Source organism: Rhodococcus sp. NPDC057135, from assembly GCF_042670865.1.
Taxonomy (GTDB): domain Bacteria; phylum Actinomycetota; class Actinomycetes; order Mycobacteriales; family Mycobacteriaceae; genus Rhodococcus_F.
This window is the reverse complement of sequence record NZ_JBHUUU010000001.1, coordinates 488,333-507,757: the sequence shown is the minus strand read 5'-3', so window position 1 is coordinate 507,757 and position 19,425 is coordinate 488,333. Positions and strand designations below refer to the sequence as shown.

General features: G+C 62.2%; 20 protein-coding genes. 6 read left to right on the top strand and 14 right to left on the bottom strand.

Annotated elements, in window-relative coordinates; genetic code table 11:
* Window positions 1-8: 8 nt before the first annotated feature.
* Genes ACFT1A_RS02370 through ACFT1A_RS02335 form a run of 8 tightly spaced genes read right to left on the bottom strand, consistent with a single transcriptional unit; the run spans window position 9 to window position 8,100 of the window.
* Complete coding sequence (locus ACFT1A_RS02370; protein ID WP_378445677.1) at window positions 9-2,219, bottom strand: acyl-CoA dehydrogenase; 2,211 nt, start codon at window positions 2,217-2,219, stop codon at window positions 9-11.
* 27 nt (window positions 2,220-2,246) lie between these two features.
* Window positions 2,247-3,377, bottom strand: coding sequence for a steroid 3-ketoacyl-CoA thiolase (locus ACFT1A_RS02365; RefSeq protein ID WP_378445676.1), 1,131 nt, complete (start codon window positions 3,375-3,377; stop codon window positions 2,247-2,249).
* Window positions 3,374-4,264, bottom strand: coding sequence for an SDR family NAD(P)-dependent oxidoreductase (locus ACFT1A_RS02360; protein ID WP_378445675.1), 891 nt, complete (start codon window positions 4,262-4,264; stop codon window positions 3,374-3,376). The genes ACFT1A_RS02365 and ACFT1A_RS02360 overlap by 4 nt, the downstream gene beginning before the upstream one ends.
* 1 nt (window position 4,265) lies before the next feature.
* Window positions 4,266-5,474 (bottom strand): DegT/DnrJ/EryC1/StrS family aminotransferase, encoded by a 1,209-nt coding sequence (locus ACFT1A_RS02355; protein ID WP_378445674.1) that lies wholly within the window; start codon window positions 5,472-5,474, stop codon window positions 4,266-4,268.
* 34 nt (window positions 5,475-5,508) lie between these two features.
* Complete coding sequence (locus tag ACFT1A_RS02350) at window positions 5,509-6,690, bottom strand: lipid-transfer protein (RefSeq protein WP_230816589.1); 1,182 nt, start codon at window positions 6,688-6,690, stop codon at window positions 5,509-5,511.
* Window positions 6,687-7,100: an acyl dehydratase gene (locus tag ACFT1A_RS02345; protein ID WP_378445673.1), complete on the bottom strand. Its 414-nt coding sequence runs from the start codon at window positions 7,098-7,100 to the stop codon at window positions 6,687-6,689. The genes ACFT1A_RS02350 and ACFT1A_RS02345 overlap by 4 nt, the downstream gene beginning before the upstream one ends.
* On the bottom strand, window positions 7,097-7,525 hold the full coding sequence (locus tag ACFT1A_RS02340; RefSeq protein ID WP_378445672.1) for a Zn-ribbon domain-containing OB-fold protein: 429 nt from the start codon (window positions 7,523-7,525) through the stop codon (window positions 7,097-7,099). Before ACFT1A_RS02340 ends, ACFT1A_RS02345 begins: the two co-directional genes overlap by 4 nt.
* Window positions 7,522-8,100, bottom strand: a complete 579-nt coding sequence (locus ACFT1A_RS02335) for a MaoC family dehydratase N-terminal domain-containing protein (protein ID WP_378445671.1) — start codon at window positions 8,098-8,100, stop codon at window positions 7,522-7,524. Before ACFT1A_RS02335 ends, ACFT1A_RS02340 begins: the two co-directional genes overlap by 4 nt.
* A gap of 200 nt (window positions 8,101-8,300) precedes the next feature.
* On the opposite strand from ACFT1A_RS02335, the gene ACFT1A_RS02330 reads away from it, so the two are divergent.
* Entirely contained in the window at window positions 8,301-8,879 is a 579-nt protein-coding gene (locus ACFT1A_RS02330; RefSeq protein WP_378445670.1) for a TetR/AcrR family transcriptional regulator, read from the top strand.
* Here the strand turns inward: ACFT1A_RS02330 and ACFT1A_RS02325 are convergent.
* The 4 genes from ACFT1A_RS02325 to ACFT1A_RS02310 all read right to left on the bottom strand — a co-directional run bounded on the left by ACFT1A_RS02325 (window position 8,866) and on the right by ACFT1A_RS02310 (window position 11,965).
* Window positions 8,866-10,338, bottom strand: a complete 1,473-nt coding sequence (locus tag ACFT1A_RS02325; RefSeq protein ID WP_378445669.1) for an MFS transporter — start codon at window positions 10,336-10,338, stop codon at window positions 8,866-8,868. The genes ACFT1A_RS02330 and ACFT1A_RS02325 overlap by 14 nt on opposite strands.
* An 86-nt stretch (window positions 10,339-10,424) precedes the next feature.
* Window positions 10,425-10,994: a TetR/AcrR family transcriptional regulator gene (locus tag ACFT1A_RS02320; RefSeq protein WP_378445668.1), complete on the bottom strand. Its 570-nt coding sequence runs from the start codon at window positions 10,992-10,994 to the stop codon at window positions 10,425-10,427.
* The gene (gene recR / locus ACFT1A_RS02315) at window positions 10,994-11,614 is read right to left on the bottom strand and encodes a recombination mediator RecR (RefSeq protein WP_003943917.1); all 621 of its coding nucleotides are present in this window, start codon (window positions 11,612-11,614) and stop codon (window positions 10,994-10,996) included. Before recR ends, ACFT1A_RS02320 begins: the two co-directional genes overlap by 1 nt.
* Before the next feature lie 12 nt (window positions 11,615-11,626).
* Complete coding sequence (locus ACFT1A_RS02310) at window positions 11,627-11,965, bottom strand: YbaB/EbfC family nucleoid-associated protein (protein ID WP_003943929.1); 339 nt, start codon at window positions 11,963-11,965, stop codon at window positions 11,627-11,629.
* Window positions 11,966-12,074: 109 nt separating this feature from the next.
* On the opposite strand from ACFT1A_RS02310, the gene ACFT1A_RS02305 reads away from it, so the two are divergent.
* From ACFT1A_RS02305 to ACFT1A_RS02295, 3 genes are all read left to right on the top strand, one after another.
* Complete coding sequence (locus ACFT1A_RS02305) at window positions 12,075-12,890, top strand: Rv3717 family N-acetylmuramoyl-L-alanine amidase (RefSeq protein ID WP_378445667.1); 816 nt, start codon at window positions 12,075-12,077, stop codon at window positions 12,888-12,890.
* 84 nt (window positions 12,891-12,974) lie between these two features.
* The gene (locus ACFT1A_RS02300) at window positions 12,975-13,271 is read left to right on the top strand and encodes a hypothetical protein (RefSeq protein WP_378445666.1); all 297 of its coding nucleotides are present in this window, start codon (window positions 12,975-12,977) and stop codon (window positions 13,269-13,271) included.
* Window positions 13,271-14,794 carry an alpha/beta hydrolase gene (locus tag ACFT1A_RS02295; RefSeq protein ID WP_378445665.1) on the top strand — a complete coding sequence of 508 codons (1,524 nt, stop codon included), beginning with the start codon at window positions 13,271-13,273 and terminating at the stop codon, window positions 14,792-14,794. Before ACFT1A_RS02300 ends, ACFT1A_RS02295 begins: the two co-directional genes overlap by 1 nt.
* A 56-nt stretch (window positions 14,795-14,850) precedes the next feature.
* Here ACFT1A_RS02295 and ACFT1A_RS02290 read toward each other — a convergent pair whose 3' ends face one another.
* The gene (locus ACFT1A_RS02290) at window positions 14,851-15,285 is read right to left on the bottom strand and encodes an SRPBCC family protein (protein WP_378445664.1); all 435 of its coding nucleotides are present in this window, start codon (window positions 15,283-15,285) and stop codon (window positions 14,851-14,853) included.
* Window positions 15,286-15,621: 336 nt separating this feature from the next.
* On the opposite strand from ACFT1A_RS02290, the gene ACFT1A_RS02285 reads away from it, so the two are divergent.
* Window positions 15,622-17,049, top strand: a complete 1,428-nt coding sequence (locus ACFT1A_RS02285) for an FAD-binding protein (protein WP_378445774.1) — start codon at window positions 15,622-15,624, stop codon at window positions 17,047-17,049.
* On the top strand, window positions 17,046-18,347 hold the full coding sequence (locus tag ACFT1A_RS02280) for a class I SAM-dependent methyltransferase (RefSeq protein WP_230816598.1): 1,302 nt from the start codon (window positions 17,046-17,048) through the stop codon (window positions 18,345-18,347). The genes ACFT1A_RS02285 and ACFT1A_RS02280 overlap by 4 nt, the downstream gene beginning before the upstream one ends.
* Window positions 18,348-18,385: 38 nt before the next feature.
* Here the strand turns inward: ACFT1A_RS02280 and ACFT1A_RS02275 are convergent, their stop codons facing one another.
* Window positions 18,386-19,423 (bottom strand): type IV toxin-antitoxin system AbiEi family antitoxin domain-containing protein, encoded by a 1,038-nt coding sequence (locus tag ACFT1A_RS02275; RefSeq protein ID WP_378445663.1) that lies wholly within the window; start codon window positions 19,421-19,423, stop codon window positions 18,386-18,388.
* Between the last annotated feature and the right edge of the window lie 2 nt (window positions 19,424-19,425).

Sequence of the window (19,425 nt, the reverse complement as noted above, 5' to 3'; positions counted from 1 at the left end):
CCTAAGATCTACGAACGCGGCAGGCCGAGTACGCGCTGCGCGATGACGTTGAGTTGAATTTCGACGGTTCCGCCGCCGAACAGAATCGAGGGCAGTCCGATGTGGTCTATCGCGTAGTTCGCTGCCGGATCGACAACGGCGGCGCGCGGTCCGAGCAGACGCAGCAGGTCCCGCGAGCCCTCGCGTTGTGCCAGGGCGTTGTACACCTTCGAGACGCTGATCTCGGCGCCCGGTTCTTGACCTGCCAGCCGCGCCGACACCCCACGCAGATTCATCGCGGACAGCGCCAGTTCACGAGAGATACTGCGGCCGAGACCTTCCACCGCGTCCTCACGGGGGCAGTCGTGGCTCGCATCGGCAATCACCTGACGGAATTGATCGCTCGAACCGTGGTGAAGTGTGCTGCCCATGCTCAGACGCTCGTTGGACAGTGTTGTCGCAGCCAACTTCCAGCCCTGTCCAGGTTCCGCGACCAGGCAGTCGTCCGGCACGAATACGTCGTCGAGAAATACCTCGTTGAACTCCGACTTACCGGTGGCTTGCTTGAGTGGACGTACGTCGATGCCCTTCGAAGTCATGTCGACCAGGAAGTACGACAGCCCGCGATGTTTCGGAGCGTCCGCGTCGGAACGCGCCAGGCAGACTCCCCAATCCGCCTCGTGCGCACCCGAGTTCCACACTTTCTGACCCGAGAGAACCCAGCCACCGTCGACCTTGCGGGCTTTGGTACTCAGACCAGCCAGGTCTGATCCCGCCCCCGGCTCACTGAAGAGCTGGCACCAGATGATGTCGGCTCGCAGCGAAGGCTCGACAAACCTGTCCTGTTGCTCGGCGTTGCCGTGTTCGAGGATCGTGGGCAGTACCCATTCTCCGATCACGGTGGACGGTTGAGCCCAGCCTCGCATCGCGAATTCGTGTGCGATGACGGCCTGTTCCCTCGGTCCGGCCCCCAACCCGTACGGCGCCCGATAGTGTGGGGCAACCAGTTTGGCGTCGGCAAATCGTGCGCGTCGAGCGCTACCTTTGGCCGGCGCCCAACTCGCGCTGGTGGTTCCGTCGTCCGGCAGCAGCGCAACTTCGTCCAGAACCCTTCGAACCTGCTCTCGCAACTCCGGCAGCATGTCCGGGTCGACAAAGGAGAAGTCGCGGACCGAATCGGCAGACCGGCCGCCCAAGGCGTGTGCCCACTTCACCTCGGATCCTGCCACCGCCGCAATACTGATCGCCCGGCGCCAGTACAGATGCGCGTCGTGCTCCCAGGTGAATCCGATTCCGCCGAGCAACGTCACACATTCGAGGGCATTCTCGATGCCGACGGGCAGTGCAGCCAACGCGGCTTGAGCCGAGACAAGTTTCTGCTGATCCTCGTCGTGTTCCTCGGATCGAGCCGCATCCCACGCTGCGGCACAGGCAATCTCGGAGCGGACCAGCATCATGGCTGCCTTGTGCTGAACTGCCTGGAAGCTTCCGACCGGACGACCGAATTGCTGACGGGACTTCACATAGTCGACCGCGGTGCGTAGCGCCCACCCGGCGATACCGCTTGCCTCCGCAGCCAACACCGTGTTGACGATCAGTTCGACTCGGTGCGTCTGGAGACCGTCGACGATCAGCCCGTCATCGACCTGGTGATCGGTCAACGTCAGTGTTCCGATCGACCGTGTCAGATCCACTCCGTCTTCGACCTCCACCGCAGCGGAAGACGACTGCTCGAGCCGGAACCACAACTCACCGTCTTCGCTGTTTGCCTGCACGAGAACGACATCGGCTCCCGGCAAACCCAGGGCGGGGTCGGCAGAACCGCTCACCGTCCACCCGGCATCGCTGCGAGCCGCGCGCAATCCCGCGCCGGTGCAGACTGCTCCGGTTGCACCGGTGGCCAATTCGGTCAGCATTGTCTCCGCGGCCGAGCCGGCGGCTGTTGCAAGGATCCCACTGGCGATGACCGTCGGAACGTACGGTCCCGGATAGAGCGCATCGCCCAATTGCTCGACTACCACAGCCAGTTCGGCAAGTCCTGCCCCGTCACCGCCGTACTGCTCGGGCAGGTGCACTGCGTGCAGGCCCTGACGGACCAATCCATCCCAGGAGTCCAGCCGATCACCGGCGGCATAGCGCTTGACGTTGCTGCGCGTGTCGGCGATGCCACCGAAGCGGTTCGCGAATGCGGATACCGCTTCCGCCAGGTCACGGTGATCTTCGAGCAGGGGCAGTGCCATGGCAGGTTCCTCAATCTTCGGTTCTTGTCAGATGCGTTCGAGAATCAGACAGGTAGTTGCGGCTGACGCACAGATCGCGATCAGTGCGGTTGACTTGTCTCGGCGTTCCAGTTCGTCGATGACATTGGCCAACAGCCTGATTCCGGTTGCACCGGCCGGATGGCCCAGTGCGATTGCGCCACCGTTGACGTTCAGCAATTCGGGATCGACGCCGTGAACCTGCGCAAACGACATCGGTACCGAAGCAAATGCCTCGTTGACCTCGAACAGATCGATATCGTCGATCGTCAGGCCGGTGCGGCCGAGCACGATGTTTGCCGCGTCGACGGGGCCGTCGAGCATGAACTCGGTGTCACCACCGATGACGCACTGCGCCAGTATCTTTGCCCGCGGTCGCACTCCGAGGGCCTTCGCTCGATCCTCGGACATCAGCAGAGCGGCACTCGCACCGTCCGAGACCTGCGAAGACGTTCCAGCGGTGTGCAGTCCGCCCTCCTGAACGGTCCGCAGTTTCGCGAGTCCTTCGAGACTCGATTCGCGTAGACCCTGATCCCGATGAACCGGAACGTCAGAGCCCGGAGCCAGCACATCGATAATGTGCGAGTCGAATCGTCCTGCCTCCCAGGCTGCTGCGGCTCGCTGCTGCGAGCGCAACCCGAAGGCGTCGAGGTCCTCGCGGCTGAAACCACGCTTGACCGCAATCCGGTCGGCCGCGGTGTACTGATCGACCGTGTCGAGTGACCACGACTCGGGACGTGGTGTTCCAAGGCCGGTACCCACCTTGTACGTCAGTGGTGCCCGCGACATCAGTTCCACACCGCAGGCAACTCCCACGTCGACTGCACCGATGGCAATTTGCCCGGCCATCAACTGCACCGACTGCTGCGCGGTTCCGCACTGCGCGTCGATCGTGGTGCAGCCCGCTTTCAGCGGAAGGCCCGCATGCATCCAGGACGTACGCACGATATTGCCGAACTGCTCGCCGAGAGGCGTCACGCAACCACCGATGACCTGGTCGACTGCGCCAGGATCCAGGCCAACCCGATCCAGCACGCCTTTCTGCGCGTAACCCAACAGTTCGGCCGCGTGGACTCCGGACAGCCATCCCTCACGCTTGCCGAACGGCGTTCGTGCTGCGTCCACGATGACGGGCTTCATGCCAACTCCTCGGTTCGTAATGCTGCTTTCTCCGGTAATGCTGTTTTCGCCGGTAATGCTGCTTTCTCCGGTAATGCTGTGCCGTCCAGTCCTCGCACGGTCAGAGCCCAGTCGTCGATCAGGTCCAAGCTCACGCACGAGCGCGCGGTGAACTCGGTGTCGCAACCACACAGCGCTGTGACCGCTTCCACCATTTCTTCCATAGATTCGACCTGATCCGGCCGGATAGTCTCACCGACCAGGACTCTTGCGCCCTCGCTGAGCACCGCCGCCCGCGGTTGAACCGTGTTGACACGCACCCCCTGGCCGTAGAGTTCCACGCCCATGCCGTTGCTGATCCTGTTGAGCGCTGCTTTGGACGCGCCGTACACGGTCATCGTGGTTCCCGGTTCGACCCACGTGAACGGCGGGCCCTGCCACGGTTTGACGGTGCCGCTGGACACGTTCACGATCCAGCCGTATCCGTTTGCCACCATCCCCGGCACCACGGCTTGCATCAGATCGAGCGGTGCGTGGACATTTGCCTCGAACATCAGACGTCGCCGACGCAGTGGGTAGTCCGACAGCGGTTGATAGATCGCTGCTGCCGCGTTGTTCACCAGGATGTCGATCGTCCCGCCGAGCTTCTCGATTGCCGCCGGCACAACGGTGTCGCGCTGCTGCTCGTCCGTCAGATCCGCAACAATGATCTCGACCTTGTTTCCGTACTTCGCAATGCGAGCGGCTGTCTCCTCGAGACTGCCAGGCAGGGTTGCGTGCGCACCGAGCGTCCGGGCCACGAGAGCGACGTCAGCGCCTTCCGCTGCCAGCCTTTCTGCGACGCCTGCACCGATTCCGCGGCTGGAACCGGTGACAAGCGCTCGGCGGCCCTCGAAACGCCTCGTCATGCTATTTGAACTTCGAGGCGAAGCGATTGATGCTCTCCGCAATCCGAGCAACTTCGTCTTCACGCAGGCCGTGGCTCATGCCGAGCGTCATGCCGCGGGCAAAAACCGCGTCGGCTTCCGGCAAACCTTCGGCCGGCTGACGGAATTCGATGTTCTTCATCATCGGGTGACGAGTGACGTTGCCGCTCCACACAGTTCGTGTGTCGATGCCGTCGGCCTCGATGGCTTCCTGCAGGTCGCTACGCGTGAAGGGTGCATTCTCGTTGATCATCACGGGGTAGCACAGCCACGCCGTATCAAGACCGTCGAGTTCTACCGGCGTCGTGAAGAACTCGGGATGAGCCCCATACGCCGCCGTGAAGGCCGCAAACGTGGCTTTGCGCGTCTTGTAGTTCTCCTCCAGCTTGTCGAGTTGCACGACGCCGTAGGCTGCGCCGAGTTCGGAGGGCTCGAAGTTCCACGACATGAGCTCGAAGATGAAATCGTTGTCGTAATCGACACCGTCGAGTTCTTCACGGAACACTCGGCCGGACTTGGTGCTGCCGAACAGGTTCGGCTCACTACGACGGCCCCAGCGGCGGAGCAGTAGAGCCTTGTCACGGCTGGCTTCGTCGTCGACGCACACCATTCCACCGGTTCCCGCGCACGTGATGATGTGTGCCATCGAGAAACTGGTGACAACAATGTCTGCCCGAGAGCCGGTCGGAGTGCCGCGGAGCGTGGCGCCGATCGCGTCACACGAATCTTCGATCACCTTGAGCCCGTGGCGATCTGCAATGTCGCGGATGGCGTCCCAGTCCGGGCAGTTGCCGGCCAAGTTCGGCATCAGGATGGCGCCGGTTTTCTCGGTGACCATGGCCTCGATCTTGGTGACGTCGACGTTGAACGTGTTCGGTTCCACGTCCACGAACACCGGCACCAGACCGGCACGCACGATCGGCGCGATGTCGGTGGAGAACGTCAACGGCGATGTGATGACCTCGCTGCCGGCAGGCAGTCCGAGCAGCTCGACAGCCAAGTACAGACCCGAGGATCCCGAGTTGCACATGACGCCGAACTTCTTGCCTGCCAAGGCCGCGATACGCTCTTCCATCTCGAAGACGTTCTTGCCGATGCGCAATCCTTGATGCCCGCTGCGCAAGACGTCGACAACAGCCTGTATTTCTTCCTCGCCGTGGGTGGCCCTGGCGTAGGTGATCCGCTCACTCATCGTGTTCCTGCTTTCTCGAATGTGTGCGGCAGATTCAGCGATCTGCCGAGAGGACGAGTGCACTGTGCGGGACGGGGGAACCGCCGGTCACGAGCACGTTGTCCAAAGTTTTGGTGGGTTGGTTGGTGGAGGTGCCGCGGATCAGACGAACGCCTTCGGCAATGCCGTTGACGCCGTGGATATATCCCTCACCGAGTTGACCGCCGTGAGTGTTGATCGGTAGGCGGCCGTCCAGCTCGAGATTGCCGTCGGCGATGAAGTCTTTTGCCTCGCCCCGTCCGCAGAATCCGTACTCCTCGAGTTGAAGCAGAACCATCGGAGTGAAGGCGTCGTAGAGAATTGCGGCATCGATGTCGTCCGGCCCGATACCGGCCTGGTCCCACAGTTGGCGCGCGACCAGTTCGACTTCCGGCATACTGTCGATGTCGTCCCGGTAGTAGCTGCTCATCGAAATCTGTTGCGGACCTACACCTTGCGCGGCACCGCTGATGATCGCAGGTTTATGAGGGAGATCGCGGGCGCGCTCCGCGCTGACGATGACCAGCGCCTGTCCGCCGTCACTTTCCTGGCAGCAGTCGAGCAGGCGGATGGGGTCGGCGATCATGCGCGAGTTCTGATGATCCTCGATGGTGATCGGGCGTTCATAGAACCAGGCCTTGGGGTTGTTCGCCGCATGCTTGCGCGAAAGAACCGAGATCTGGCCGAAGTCGGCGCTGGTTGCCCCGTACTTGTGCATGTACAGCTTGGCCAGGAAGGCTTCCTGCTGCGCCGGCGTCAGAAGCCCGTACGGGTTGATCCAATTCCGGTATTCCTGGTCCGTCGACGCGTTGTACGCAAAAGGTGGCGGCCCGGCGCCGAATCGGTGGCCGGATCTTTCGTTGAAGGCGCGGTAGACGACCACAACGTCGGCAACTCCGCTGGAGACGGCAAGCGCTGCTTGTTGAACCGGTGCACAGGCACCGCCGCCGCCGTGTGGAATACGACTGAAAAACGTCAGTTCCGGGATCCCGAGGGCACGTGCGACCGCAATCTCGGGATTGTTCTCCATGGTGAACAGCGCAAATCCGTTCACCTCTTCTGCCTCGATGTGCGCGTCGTCGAGTGCGGCGATCACAGATTCGCACGCCAACTGCCATTCGCTTCGGCCGGAGTTCTTGGAGAACTCGGTGGCGCCGATTCCGGCGATGGCTGCTTGCCTCGAAAATCCTCGTGTCATGCGATTACCCTTTCCACCGGTTCGAGAGTCACGTCGGCCGTCACGTGTGTTCCGCGGGCGTTTTTCCCGAGAACCGTCACGGTGAGCGCCCGGCCGTCTGTGGCGGTGACCTTGCCGGTGAATGTCATGGTGTCTCCGGGGAAGTTCGGAACACCAAGCCGTAGTGATGTTTTGACGATCCGTGACGCCGGACCGGACCAGTCGGTGATGTAGCGGTCGATGAGCCCGTTGGTGGTGTTGATGCTCATGAAGATGTCGGGAGTTCCGCGATCCTGTGCCTTGCCCGGATCGTGATGCACGTCCTCGAAATCCTGAGAAGAGATCGCGGTGGCGACGATCAGCGTTCGATCCAACGGCAATTCGAGGTTGGGGAGGACCGAACCCACTTCGCAGTCAATCAGTTTCGTCATTCCGCCGAACCCCGTCGCCTCAGTTGCGGCAGCATCTCGCCGTGAGCGTGCTCGGAGAAGGTCACTTCGAGTTCCATGCCGAATTCGAGTTCCTCGTGATCGATCCCCGCGATGTCGGCAACCAGACGCGTGCCTTCTTCGAGATCGACAAGCCCGACGGCGAGTGGGTACTCGAAAGCAGGATCCTTCGGGTGATGGATGACCGTGAAGCTGTGCAACGTGCATCGCCGCGTGGATTCGACTGTGTCCCAACTGAACGAGCGGCATTCCGGGCACGCGGGCGCGGGTGGGTGGCGCAGTGTCTTGCAATCCGCACACCGTTGGATCTCGAGGCGACCCTCTTTGGCCGCGGAGAAGAAGAAATCGTTGTCGTCGGTGACGGTGAGTCTCGGAACAGCGGTGTTGCGGGAGCCAGTCTCGCTCATGCGATTACCTCCTGGACTTCGAGCTGGGTATCTGTCTGGGCATCTGGTTTGAACCTGAGCAATCGAAAACGCTCTTCGACCAGTGTCTTTCCGTCCTGGTCGGCGTACTTCTTGAACAGAGTGATGAAGCACCCGTGACCGAGGGCAGTTTGTTTGAACGGCGAGATCGATTCGATGGTGAAATGTGCGGTGACGTGGTCTCCGGGACTCAGCTCCGCGAAATACTCCTGCTCGACGTTGGTCGCGACGACCGAGGTGTATCCGGCCTCGTCCAACAACGCGAGCAGTCGTGAATAGGCGAAGTCCTCGGAGGCTCCGTCGGCACGAAGCTGTTGGACCTGGCGATAGCGTCGGTAGCCCGCCATCACCCAGGTCGAGATCATGGCGGGTGGGCAGACGACATCTCGACGACCCACGCTACGGGCGGCTTCGGCGTCGACGTAGATGGGGTTGCGGTCGTCGTGCGCCTCGACCCAGTTGCGGATCATCGCCTCGTTGACGGCGTAGCGGGCGACCCGGGGTGGTTCGGCCTCTGCGCCGATGAAGTTCGGAAACTGCGTCTGCAGGCTCTGCACTGAAATCCTCCGTAAACGAAAGTTGAGCAAGCGCTTGATTTTGAAGCTAGCATAGGAAACCGGAAGTTGAAACACGCGATCTCACCGACGAATTGGTTCGAGCCGGAGCCATCAGGCAGGATTGCGCTACGTTCGACGCCGGAAGCCCGGCACCCGTGAAACCCTGCCCTGAGCAGGACCGACAACCAGCGGAGATTTCAGTGGCATCACCAGATCGTCGGGAGAAAATCCTGGAGAGCTCAGCCGAGCTGTTTGCCAGGAAGGGTGTCGCGACCACGACCGTTCGCGAAATCGGCGACGCCGCCGGCGTGTTCTCGGGCAGCCTTTACCACTACTTCAAGTCGAAGAATGCGATCGTGGCCGAGCTCATGCACGGCTTCATCACCGATATTCAGCTCCGCTTCGATCAGGTCGAGAAAACGGCAACCGGCCCCGAGGAAGTCCTACGCGGCCTGATCCGCGAGACGCTGATCGTGATCGAACTGCACCCGCACCCGACTGCGATCTATCAGAACGATCGGGCGTATCTACGCGACAACGATCTCCTGCAATCCGTCGACGGGCCTTCTCGCCAAGTCCGCGAGCATTGGATGAAAGCGATTGCCGAAGGCGTCGATCAGGGAATCTTCCGCCAAGACGTGGCCCCGGAGATTTTCTATCGATCGGTACGAGACACCCTGTGGTCGACAACGCATTGGCCGGACCGCCAGAAATACACCACCGACGAGTTCGCGGATCTGATGATCACGCTCTTCCTCTCGGGATTCAGGGTCGCCTGACGAGATCCGGCAGATCCAGATGTTTCGGGGTTCGTCCCTGCGGCAACAGGATCGACACCGCGAACACGACCACCGCGCAACCCGCGCACACCAGGTAGGCGACGGAGAATCCGGTCCACGACGTGGAATGTTCCGAACCGCTGATCACGAACGCGGCGAGGACGGTCGCCACCGTCGCACTGCAGATCGTGCTTCCGGACGTCCGTAGGAGCGAGTTCACGCCGTTGGCTGCTGCCAGTCGCTGACGTGGCACGGCAACCAGGATCAGCAGTGAGAGCGTGCTGTACACGATCGCGGTCCCGACTGCCGTAATACCGAGCGCCGCAACCACTCCCCACAATGGCTTACCCGCAACGGCGTGAATCCCGTAGCCCCCGGCGAGGAATACGGCACCGGTCAACATCGCGGTCCGTGAACCGAAGCGATCGGTGATCCGCACCGCAACCGGAGAGAACAGCACCATCGCGATACTGGCCGGAATCTGGCAGAGCGCCGCCGCGATGATCGACAGGCCGTACCCGGCGCCCGGACCCTTCACCCCCTGCAGCAGTTGCGTGGTGATCAGCGTGTTCCCGAAGAATGCGAACCCGACCAGCAGCGCGGCCAGATGCGGGATCAACACCGCACGCTTGACGAGAGCACGGACGTCGACCAGCGGATTGACGTTGCGCCGCTGCTGAATTACCCAGAACGTGAACAGCACCGCCGACGCGGCCAGCATCGAGATCACCGCGCCGCTGGTCCACCCCCAACTCGACCCCTGCGTGATCGGCACAAGCAGAGCGATCATCGCGGCGCTCAGACCGACCGCGCCGACGCCGTCGAATCTCCCCGACGGATTCGGCTCCGATTCCCGAATGAACAGCACCGCAGCAAGAGTCACCGACAGTCCGATAGCCGTGGTTACCCAGAACAGGACGTGCCAGTTCGAGTACTGCGCGATCATCGCGGAAAACGGTATCCCCAAAGCCGTTCCGACGCCGAGCGTCGAACTCATCATGGCCACTGCGCCGTTGACCTTGTTGCGCGGCAATTCGTCACGCAGCATGGAGATTCCGATGGGGATGACGGCCGACCCGGCACCTTGCAGCGCTCTCGCGAAGATGAGGACCGCGATGTCCGAGGACAGCGCACACAACATGGAGCCGAGAGTCATCATGGAGAAAGCGACCAGAAGCATCTTCTTCTTGCCGAACATGTCGGCAAGACGGCCGAAGATGGGGGTGACCACGGCGCCGACCAGCAGTGTGACGGTCACCAGCCAGGACACTGCTGTGCGTCCGGCGCCCGTGAAGTGGGGCAGCTCCGGCAGCAGCGGAACGATGACGGTTTGCAGGACTGCTTGGAACACGGCGGCCGCGACAACGATGGGAAAGAGGAAGCGGGAACGCGGCTGCGCAAGACTCGCGTCGGGGGTGGGGACTGTCGGAGTACCCGGCGGACGGTCGAGCGTCGTCACCCCACACCGCCTGTTCTCACTAGGTAAATATCCGTTCACCTACATTAGGTGAACGGATATTTACCTAGCAAGAATTGTGACGCCGCTCACCCGTCGAGGAGCTTTTGCACCAGTGGTGCGTACAGCGCGACCACCTCGTCCTGGGTGCCGGTGGCATGGCCGGCCATCATCCGTCGGCGCATGATCGCCACTCCGACCACCATCGACATCGCCAGTTCCGCGCGCAATCTGGCGTCGGGGCCGGACAGACGAGCGGCGAGGGTGTCGATCATCTGCGTCGAATAGTTCTCGCGCAGTTTGCGGTTGCTTTCTTCACTGACACCGCTCATGAACAACAAGCTCATGGACAGCGGCTTGTACGACTCCAGCGGCTTGGTGAACAGCGAGACCATGCGCTCGCCGAGCGAGTCGTCGGGTGCGTCGAACACCGTGACCGCCGCTGCACGGAAGTCGACCAACTCGTCGTACAACTGCTCCTTGGAACCGAAGTACTTGATGATCAGCGGAGCGCTGACGCCTGCGTCTTCGGCGATGTCCTTGAGCGTGATTTCGCGGTACGGCCGAGTCGCGAATGCTTTCCCGGCCGACGCGATGATCTGCGCGCGGGTCTGCTCGGACGTACGACGCACTTGCTGACCTTGCTCCGTGCCGCTCATCAAGCGTTCCGCGACAATTCACGACGGCCGGACAATGCCCGCCCCAGCGTCAACTCGTCGGCAAATTCGAGGTCGCCGCCCATCGGAAGGCCCGAAGCCAACCGAGACACCGTCAACCCCGGGATGTCTCGCATCATTCGGACGAGGTAGGTAGCTGTCGCCTCACCCTCGGTATTGGGGTCGGTGGCAATGATGACCTCGGACACGTCGACGCCGTCCTCCTGATTTGCGATGCGAGCCAACAACTCCCGGATGCGCAACTGGTCCGGGCCGATACCCGAGAGCGGATTGAGCGCACCGCCGAGCACGTGATAGCGACCCTTGAACTCCCGGGTGCGCTCGACGGCCTGGACGTCCTTCGGCTCCTCCACGACGCAGATCACCGTGCGATCGCGACGTGCGTCGGCGCAGATGCGGCACTTCTCCTGATCGGACACAGTTCCGCACACCGTGCAGAATTGAACGCCGTCACGGATGCGCTGCAATGCATTTTTCAAACGGTCGATCTCGGGAGGCTCCACGGAGAGCAGGTGAAAAGCGATGCGTTGAGCGCTCTTCGGCCCGACTCCGGGAAGCTTCCCGAGTTCGTCGATCAGATCCTGAACCGGACCTTCGTACACGCGTTCTCGTTTCTAGAAGCCGGGGAGACCGGGAAGGCCTCCGCCGAGTCCGCCGGCCAACGGGCCGAGCTTCTCAGCAGCGACTTCCTGTGCCTTGCGCGAAGCATCCTCGATCGCGCCGATCACCAGATCCTGCAGCGTCTCGACGTCTTCGGGGTCGACGACCTTGGGATCGATCTGCAGACCGACAACCTCACCGGTGCCCTTGACCGTGGCGACAACCAGCCCGCCGCCGGCCTGACCGGTCACTTCGGCCTGCGCCATTTCCTGCTGCGCCGCCATCAATTGCTGCTGCATCTGCTGAGCCTGAGCCAACAGAGCAGACATGTCGGGTGCTCCACCTGGTTGCACGAGCGGTCCTTTCTACAGAGTTATCCCCACCAGCGTAGTCGGTGCGCGCTACCGTGAGCGGGTGCGCCGGAACCAGTCAGACACCGTAAAACCGTCAAGAGGGTCAAACATGGCATCACGTGTGTTCCGCTCCACCGCGCTCATTGCCGTAGTCGGGGCCGGGCTTCTGAGCGCCGCGTGCACTATTCCGACCGAGACTGCCGACGCCACGGCGCCCGAGGCCACGACTTCGGTCGAGGTGTCTCCGCTCAGCACTGTTGCCGCTGACATCCCCGCAGCCCTCACCGGCAAGGTCGTCTTCCTCGATCCCGGGCACAGTGGTGCGAACGACGACAGCATCAACACCCAGGTCCCCACCGGCCGCGGCGGCACCAAGAACTGCCAGACCACCGGCACCAACACCGACGCCGGGTTCCCCGAACACACCTTCAACTGGGAAGTCGCGAGCCTGGTCAAGAGCGAACTCGAAGGCCAAGGCGCCACAGTCGTCCTGAGTCGACCGGACGACGTCAGCGTCGGGTCTTGCGTCGACGCACGCGCCGAAGCCGCCAATTCCTCCGGCGCCGACGTCGTGGTGAGTATTCATGCGGACGGCGCAGCGGCCGGGGCCGAAGGCTTCCACGTCTGCTACTCCGCTCCCCCACTGAACTCGGTTCAGGCCGGCCCGTCCGTGGCTTTTGCGGAAACCATGCGCGACTCACTCGTCACCGCCGGCCTCACCCCGTCGACCTACATCGGTGACGACGGGTTGGCGCCACGTGCCGATCTGACGGGACTCAATCTGTCGCAGCGGCCGTCGATTCTGGTCGAACTCGGCAACATGCGTAATGCCGACGAGGCAGCGCGCATGACGAGCCCGGACGGTCAGCAGGACTATGCAGCCGCCGTCACCAGTGGAGTCACGGCCTTCCTGACAACCCCCTGATCCGGCTTCTGTGGAGAAAACCCGCTTGTCCACAGGAAAGCCGGCACGGCCCCGATAGCCAGTTCGCCTGGCTACGGTTCAGCCATGGGGCCGATACTTCAGGTAGACATCGCTGCGTTGCAGCAACTTTCGGCTGATCTGTCTCGACTTGCGGATCAGATCTCGGGGATCGACTCCGCTAGCCCGATTTTCGAAGCCGCGACGAGCCTGGATTCGTCCGCTGTCATGGCTGTATCGACGGAGCATGCCGGCGTGATCGCCGACGCCTACCGGTACCTGGCTACGCAATTGGGGCTCGTGGCGTCCGGAACCGCTGCTGCAGCACGCCTGTACGACGCTACCGAGGCCGACGTGGTGTCCGAACTGCGCGGAGAACACTGATGCGGCCCAACATCTCTCAGCTTCGCGCGTGGTCACCGGAGCAACTGCGCACTTGCGCTGCGGAACTCGTCGAAATCGATCGAAAAGTCGAATTTCTCAGTGGCGACGCCGGTCGCAGCATCGACGCCGTCCGCGAGTTCTGGCGGGGCGAAGCGTCGAGCGCGGCGGCAGTGCAGTGGTCGGGCATCTCGCTTACCGCTTCTCACCTGTCGATTGGAATTCGCGTGGTCGCGGATCTGTATGCCGGAGCGGCCAATACGATTGGCACCGCGCGAAGAACAGTTCTGGACCTGGTCGAGGAGGCGACTCTCGAACACGGCTTGACGGTGTCGGACAGTGGAGCTGTATCGGCGCCTGCGTCGACGCAGCCGTGGAATCTGGCCGACATTATGCAGGCTTCCGAAAACGCTACGGCTGCACGGAGTTTTCAGCAGCGAATCTTCGACTCTTTGTCGGCGCTGGACTATGAAGACAACCGGGCCGCGACTGCTCTACGTCAGGCATTCCGGGAGATCGGATCACTCCTGGGTAATCAGCCTGATCGCCTCAGCCGCACTGTCGTCGACATTCTCGACGGGAGGTCGGCACTCCCCGGAACACCCGCGGAGCTACACCGACTGTGGGAATCGCTCACTCCCAGCGAGAAAGACGCATTGGCGAGGTGGGATCCGTCCATCGGAAGTCGCGACGGCCTTCCCGCTCTCGACCGGGACTACTACAACCGGCGGTACCTCACTGCGCTGGAAACTGCACCCGAGTCCTCGCCGGATCGCACGGTAGCGGCCGGATACGCGGCTGTGCGCGGCGAACTTCGACCGGATACCTTCCTTCTCTCGGTCACTGGTGGGCACGCCGTCGTCGCTGTCGGTAATCCCGATGCCGCCGACAACGTCGCAACGTTGATTCCCGGAACCGGCTCCGGACTCTCGGGCGTCGGCGGAGATCTACAACGAACCAGAGCCATGTACGACGCAGCCGTCAGCGCGGCACCGACGGAAGCCACGTCAGTGATCCTGTGGTCCGGGTACGACGCTCCCCCAGGCATTCCCGACGCCGGTTCGGATCGCTACGCAGACTCCGCGGCGCCCGGGCTGGACACTTTCCAGGGCGGGCTACGCACCTCACATGACGGTCCGCCGTCGCACAACGTCGTGATCGGACACTCCTACGGCAGCACCGTCATCGGTGCCGCGACTACCCGTGGCGCTTCTCTCGACGTCGACGAACTGGTATTTGTCGCAAGCCCGGGAGTCGATGCCGAGCGTGTGAGCGAACTGAGCCTGGACGGCGTCGACTCCTCCGAGATGTCGCGTCGTGTTCATTCGACGACGGCCTTCTGGGATCCGGTCCAATTAATACCCAAGATCCTCGGAGTCCACGGATTCGACCCGTCGGATCCGGAATTCGGCGCGCAGGTATTCGACGGATCACCCGGGGAGCCGGGGTTCGGAGTTCACAGCAATTACTGGGAAAGCGGAAACCCCGCACTCGCCGAGTTGGGGCGGATCATTACCGGCGCATGAAAGATGGCGCCGTACCGGTGAAGGTACGACGCCATCTTTCAGTGATGCAGAATCAGTTAGACCAGTTCGCGCTTGAGGTTGTCCAGGACCTGGGCCTGGATGCGCTGCAGACCCTTCGGAGCGAAGGTGCGCTCGAAGAAGCCGCCGATTCCGGTGGCACCCTGCCACTGGGTGAGCGTCGTAACCGTCGTTCCGGTGCCGTTGGGGGCAACGGTCCAGGTGGTGACGAGACTGGAGTTGGCGTCCTTCTCGGTGATGACGTTGCCGTCGACCGTCACTGTGGCCTTGACGTTGCGCGAACGCTTTTCCGTCGCCTTGAGCGTCCACTGCGCGACGGTTCCGTCACCCTGACCGCCTTCGACGACCTTGTAGTCGAGGTACTGCTCGGAGAGGATTCGCGGGCGAACCGTCTCGTAGTCCGAGAGCGCCGCGAGCACCTTGTCGGGTGCTGCTGTGACGACTATCGAACTCATTGCATTGACCTGACCCATATGCCCTACGTCTCCTTGTTCGACCAACGCGGCTCGATACCGCGAATGACTCTCGAATCCGCACCTCGAACTGCGCAGACATTCCTTTCCATATTGCCTGTCCCGCCCCGGTATCTCGACAATCTGCCCTGTCCTGTGAGCTGGTTCACCTGTTGGCGCATTTATCGAGTTCGTTTGCAACAACTCGATCAAATTCGGGCATTAAGACCCCTCCAGATAGCTTGCACGCGCAACTACCGATAGCGTCAGGGTGTGACTCTCTCGTTCAATGGGGTAGTTCAGAAGTTCGATCGAATCCGGACAAAGCAAGGCCCGGGTTCCGATGCTGCGCGTGAAATGGGGTTCGAGCAGCACAGAGAAGGCGTCGAACGCCTACTCGCGTCATACCGCGCCATTCCCGCCGATGCTTCTGTACGCCTGGCAAAGAAGACATCCAATCTGTTCCGCGCTCGCGCCAAGACGTCGGCCCCCGGCCTCGACGTCAGCGGTCTGGCCGGTGTCATCGCCGTCGATGCGCAGGCGCGCACCGCCGACGTCGCCGGCATGTGCACCTACGAAGACCTCGTCGACGCGACGCTGCCCTACGGGTTGGCGCCATTGGTCGTGCCTCAGCTCAAGACCATCACCCTGGGCGGTGCGGTGACCGGGCTGGGCATCGAGTCCACCTCGTTCCGCAACGGCTTACCGCACGAGTCGGTACTCGAAATCGACGTACTGACCGGAAGCGGCGAGATCATCACCGCAACGCCGGACGGTGAACACGCCGAACTGTTCTTCGGTTTCCCCAATTCCTACGGCACCCTTGGCTATTCGACGCGATTGAAGATCGCACTCGAACCGGTCGAGAAGTACGTCGCCTTGCGTCATGTGCGCTTCGATTCGCTGAAGAAGCTCGAAGAAACGATGGATCGCATCGTCACCGAGCGCGAGTACGACGGGATCGCCGTCGACTACCTCGACGGGGTGGTCTTCACCGATTCCGAGAGCTACCTCACACTCGGCGTGCAAACCGACGAGGAAGGCCCGGTCAGCGACTACACCGACCAGGACATCTTCTACCGGTCGATCCAGCATCCGTCACTCACACAGCCCAAGACGGACCGCTTGACCATTCGGGACTACCTGTGGCGCTGGGACACCGACTGGTTCTGGTGCTCACGGGCTTTCGGTGCACAGAACCCGAAGATCCGGCGCTTCTGGCCCAAGCAGTACCTGCGGAGCAGCTTCTACTGGAAGCTGATTGCCCTCGACCACAAGTACGACATCGGAGATCGCCTCGAAAAGCGCAAGGGCAAGCCCCCGCGCGAACGCGTCGTCCAGGACGTCGAGGTACCCATCGAACGAACCGCGGACTTCGTCTCGTGGTTCCTCGAGGAAATTCCGATCGAACCACTGTGGTTGTGCCCGTTACGCCTTCGTGAGCCCAGCCCGGCTGCTGCCTCCGCATCGCGGCTGGATCAATTGGCCACATCGCGGCCGTGGCCCCTCTACCCCCTCGAACCCAAGCGCACCTACGTCAACATCGGCTTCTGGTCTTCGGTGCCGATCGTTCCCGGCGAGCGCGAGGGGGCAGCAAATCGACTGATCGAAGAAAAGGTCAGCGATTTCGACGGACACAAATCGCTCTACTCCGACTCCTACTACTCGAAGGAAGACTTCGAGGAGCTGTACTACGGCGGCGACCGGTACATCGGACTCAAGGAACGCTACGACCCGAAATCCCGTTTATTGGATCTATTCTCTAAGGCGGTGCAACGTAAATGACCACGTTCAAAGACTCCAAAAGCCAGGACAAGCTCTCCATCGCAGAGATTCTCGAGACGCTTTCCGACGGCATGCTGCCGCTTCGATTCACCGCGTACGACGGCAGCACCGCCGGCCCCGAAGATGCCGACTACGGACTGCACCTCAAGTCGACTCGCGGAACCACTTATCTCGCAACAGCTCCCGGCGACCTGGGCATGGCCCGCGCGTACGTCTCCGGCGATCTCGAAGCCGAGGGTGTCCACCCCGGTGATCCGTACGAGATTCTGCGCATCATGGGCGACGAACTCCACCTCAAGCGCCCGTCAGCACTGACTCTCGCCAGCATCACGCGCTCGCTGGGCTGGGATCTGTTGCGGCCCATCGCCCCGCCGCCCCAGGAACATCTCCCTCGCTGGCGTCGCGTCGCAGAAGGACTGCGTCACTCCAAAACTCGTGACGCCGAGGTCATCCACCATCACTACGACGTCTCCAACACCTTCTACGAGTACGTCCTGGGCCCGTCCATGACGTACACCTGCGCCGCCTACGACAATGCGGAGCAGACCCTCGAAGAAGCCCAGGAGAACAAGTACCGCCTGGTGTTCGAGAAGCTCGGACTTCAGAAGGGTGATCGACTTCTCGACATCGGCTGCGGCTGGGGCTCGATGGTTCGCTACGCGGCCAGGCGCGGCGTCAAGGTGATCGGCGTGACTCTCTCACGCGAACAGGCAGATTGGGCACAGAAGGCCATCGAAGACGAGGGGCTTGCCGATCTCGCGCAGGTCCGCTTCTCCGACTACCGCGACGTCGCGGAGACCGGGTTCGACGCAGTGTCCTCGATCGGTCTGACCGAACACATCGGCGTCGGAAACTACCCGGCGTACTTCGAGTTCCTCAAGGGCAAGTTGCGCGAGGGTGGGCGTCTGCTCAACCACTGCATCACCCGTCCGGACAACCGAAGCGGCGCCAAGGCAGGCGGATTCATCGACCGGTACGTCTTCCCCGACGGGGAGCTCACCGGATCGGGTCGCATCATCTCCGAGATCCAGAACGTCGGCCTCGAGGTGCGGCACGAGGAGAACCTGCGCGAGCACTACGCACTGACGCTCGCCGGATGGTGCCAGAACCTCGTCGACAACTGGGACGCCTGCGTCGCCGAGGTCGGCGAAGGAACCGCACGCGTCTGGGGCCTGTACATGGCGGGTTCACGGCTCGGATTCGAGCGCAATGTCGTTCAGCTGCACCAGGTTCTGGCCGTCAAGCTCGGCCCCAAGGGTGAGGCGCATGTGCCGCTTCGCCCGTGGTGGAAGGCCTAGGGAGCTCCGCTCCCCGTGCGCCTTTTTGGTAGTCGGCACTACCAAAAAGGCGCACAGGTGCCGCAGGCACCCGACTGCGTCCTCACCCAGCCTCCCCGCCGCAAGACGGTCTCCACTTCGTGCGCAACCTGGCACGGAGTCTTCATCACCTCGTCGAATCCGTAGACCAACCGCGGACGACCTGCCAACTCTGCCGCATTGTCGCGGCGGCGATCACGAAATGCCACTTCGGCCATGGAATGCGCCCACCGGCCGTCGAGACGCACGATCAGCGGCACACCGACTTCGCTGTAATCACAATCCTCGTACAGCGTGCGGCCGTCGACGCGCACCGGTGATTGGCGTCTGGCCGGCGGCAACCCGTGCGCCTGCTCCACGTCGACCGCATAGTGGTATTCGAGCGATGACTGCACCCCGTCTGCCAGAAGTCGTACCGCATCGGAAAGCGCACCCTTGAATCGATGTGGCGTTCGTTCGTCTATCCGACGGCGCACATCGTTCAACGGGATTCGCGCATTTGTCACTGTGGTGATGAGTGAAACATAGGCGCTTCGCGCTGTGGATTCGGCAGTCGCAAGATCAATCGCGGTATCAGCCCGCGACGTGCGAGGTATGACTGACGGCACGCCGATGAATCGGTGAGCTCGGGATCGGTGGACGACTACCCCGGGGTGAACCACGCCGCCCACTCTGACAAGCGCTCCTGACGTTCGCGCTGGAACTCGGCGGATTGTCGCGGACTGACAGCGAGCGGACTTGCCGTAGGGCACGGTGACATGGACTGGCTTGTCTGCGTCGATGCGACGCATTCCCCATTCCTCAGCTGCAGTGTCGTGGCTCAGAATCGCCTGCGGGCCACCGTAAAGCCAAGCGGCGTTCAGGATCATTTCTCTGGTCAGCGGGCCAGCGGTCACTGCATACACGCCTTGTAGAACGCGCTGCCATTCGCCGCGGTCCAGGAAGTTCCGCAGCGTGCCTCGGTTGTACCCGAATGACGAGAGTTGCTGTTGCCGTATCAGACCGGATTGCGCATCGAGAATACGGAGAAACTCGCTTCCACCATGAGATGTAGTCATGG

What these genes read in the sequence shown, in the direction of transcription:
- ACFT1A_RS02370 (WP_378445677.1), bottom strand. Translation starts at nt 2,219, where the DNA reads ATGGCACTGCCCCTGCTCGAAGATCACCGTGACCTGGCGGAAGCGGTA.
- ACFT1A_RS02365 (WP_378445676.1), bottom strand. Translation starts at nt 3,377, where the DNA reads ATGAAGCCCGTCATCGTGGACGCAGCACGAACGCCGTTCGGCAAGCGT.
- ACFT1A_RS02360 (WP_378445675.1), bottom strand. Translation starts at nt 4,264, where the DNA reads ATGACGAGGCGTTTCGAGGGCCGCCGAGCGCTTGTCACCGGTTCCAGC.
- ACFT1A_RS02355 (WP_378445674.1), bottom strand. Translation starts at nt 5,474, where the DNA reads ATGAGTGAGCGGATCACCTACGCCAGGGCCACCCACGGCGAGGAAGAA.
- ACFT1A_RS02350 (WP_230816589.1), bottom strand. Translation starts at nt 6,690, where the DNA reads ATGACACGAGGATTTTCGAGGCAAGCAGCCATCGCCGGAATCGGCGCC.
- ACFT1A_RS02345 (WP_378445673.1), bottom strand. Translation starts at nt 7,100, where the DNA reads ATGACGAAACTGATTGACTGCGAAGTGGGTTCGGTCCTCCCCAACCTC.
- ACFT1A_RS02340 (WP_378445672.1), bottom strand. Translation starts at nt 7,525, where the DNA reads ATGAGCGAGACTGGCTCCCGCAACACCGCTGTTCCGAGACTCACCGTC.
- ACFT1A_RS02320 (WP_378445668.1), bottom strand. Translation starts at nt 10,994, where the DNA reads ATGAGCGGCACGGAGCAAGGTCAGCAAGTGCGTCGTACGTCCGAGCAG.
- ACFT1A_RS02305 (WP_378445667.1), top strand. Translation starts at nt 12,075, where the DNA reads ATGGCATCACGTGTGTTCCGCTCCACCGCGCTCATTGCCGTAGTCGGG.
- ACFT1A_RS02300 (WP_378445666.1), top strand. Translation starts at nt 12,975, where the DNA reads ATGGGGCCGATACTTCAGGTAGACATCGCTGCGTTGCAGCAACTTTCG.
- ACFT1A_RS02295 (WP_378445665.1), top strand. Translation starts at nt 13,271, where the DNA reads ATGCGGCCCAACATCTCTCAGCTTCGCGCGTGGTCACCGGAGCAACTG.
- ACFT1A_RS02290 (WP_378445664.1), bottom strand. Translation starts at nt 15,285, where the DNA reads ATGGGTCAGGTCAATGCAATGAGTTCGATAGTCGTCACAGCAGCACCC.
- ACFT1A_RS02285 (WP_378445774.1), top strand. Translation starts at nt 15,622, where the DNA reads ATGGGGTTCGAGCAGCACAGAGAAGGCGTCGAACGCCTACTCGCGTCA.
- ACFT1A_RS02280 (WP_230816598.1), top strand. Translation starts at nt 17,046, where the DNA reads ATGACCACGTTCAAAGACTCCAAAAGCCAGGACAAGCTCTCCATCGCA.
- ACFT1A_RS02275 (WP_378445663.1), bottom strand. Translation starts at nt 19,423, where the DNA reads ATGACTACATCTCATGGTGGAAGCGAGTTTCTCCGTATTCTCGATGCG.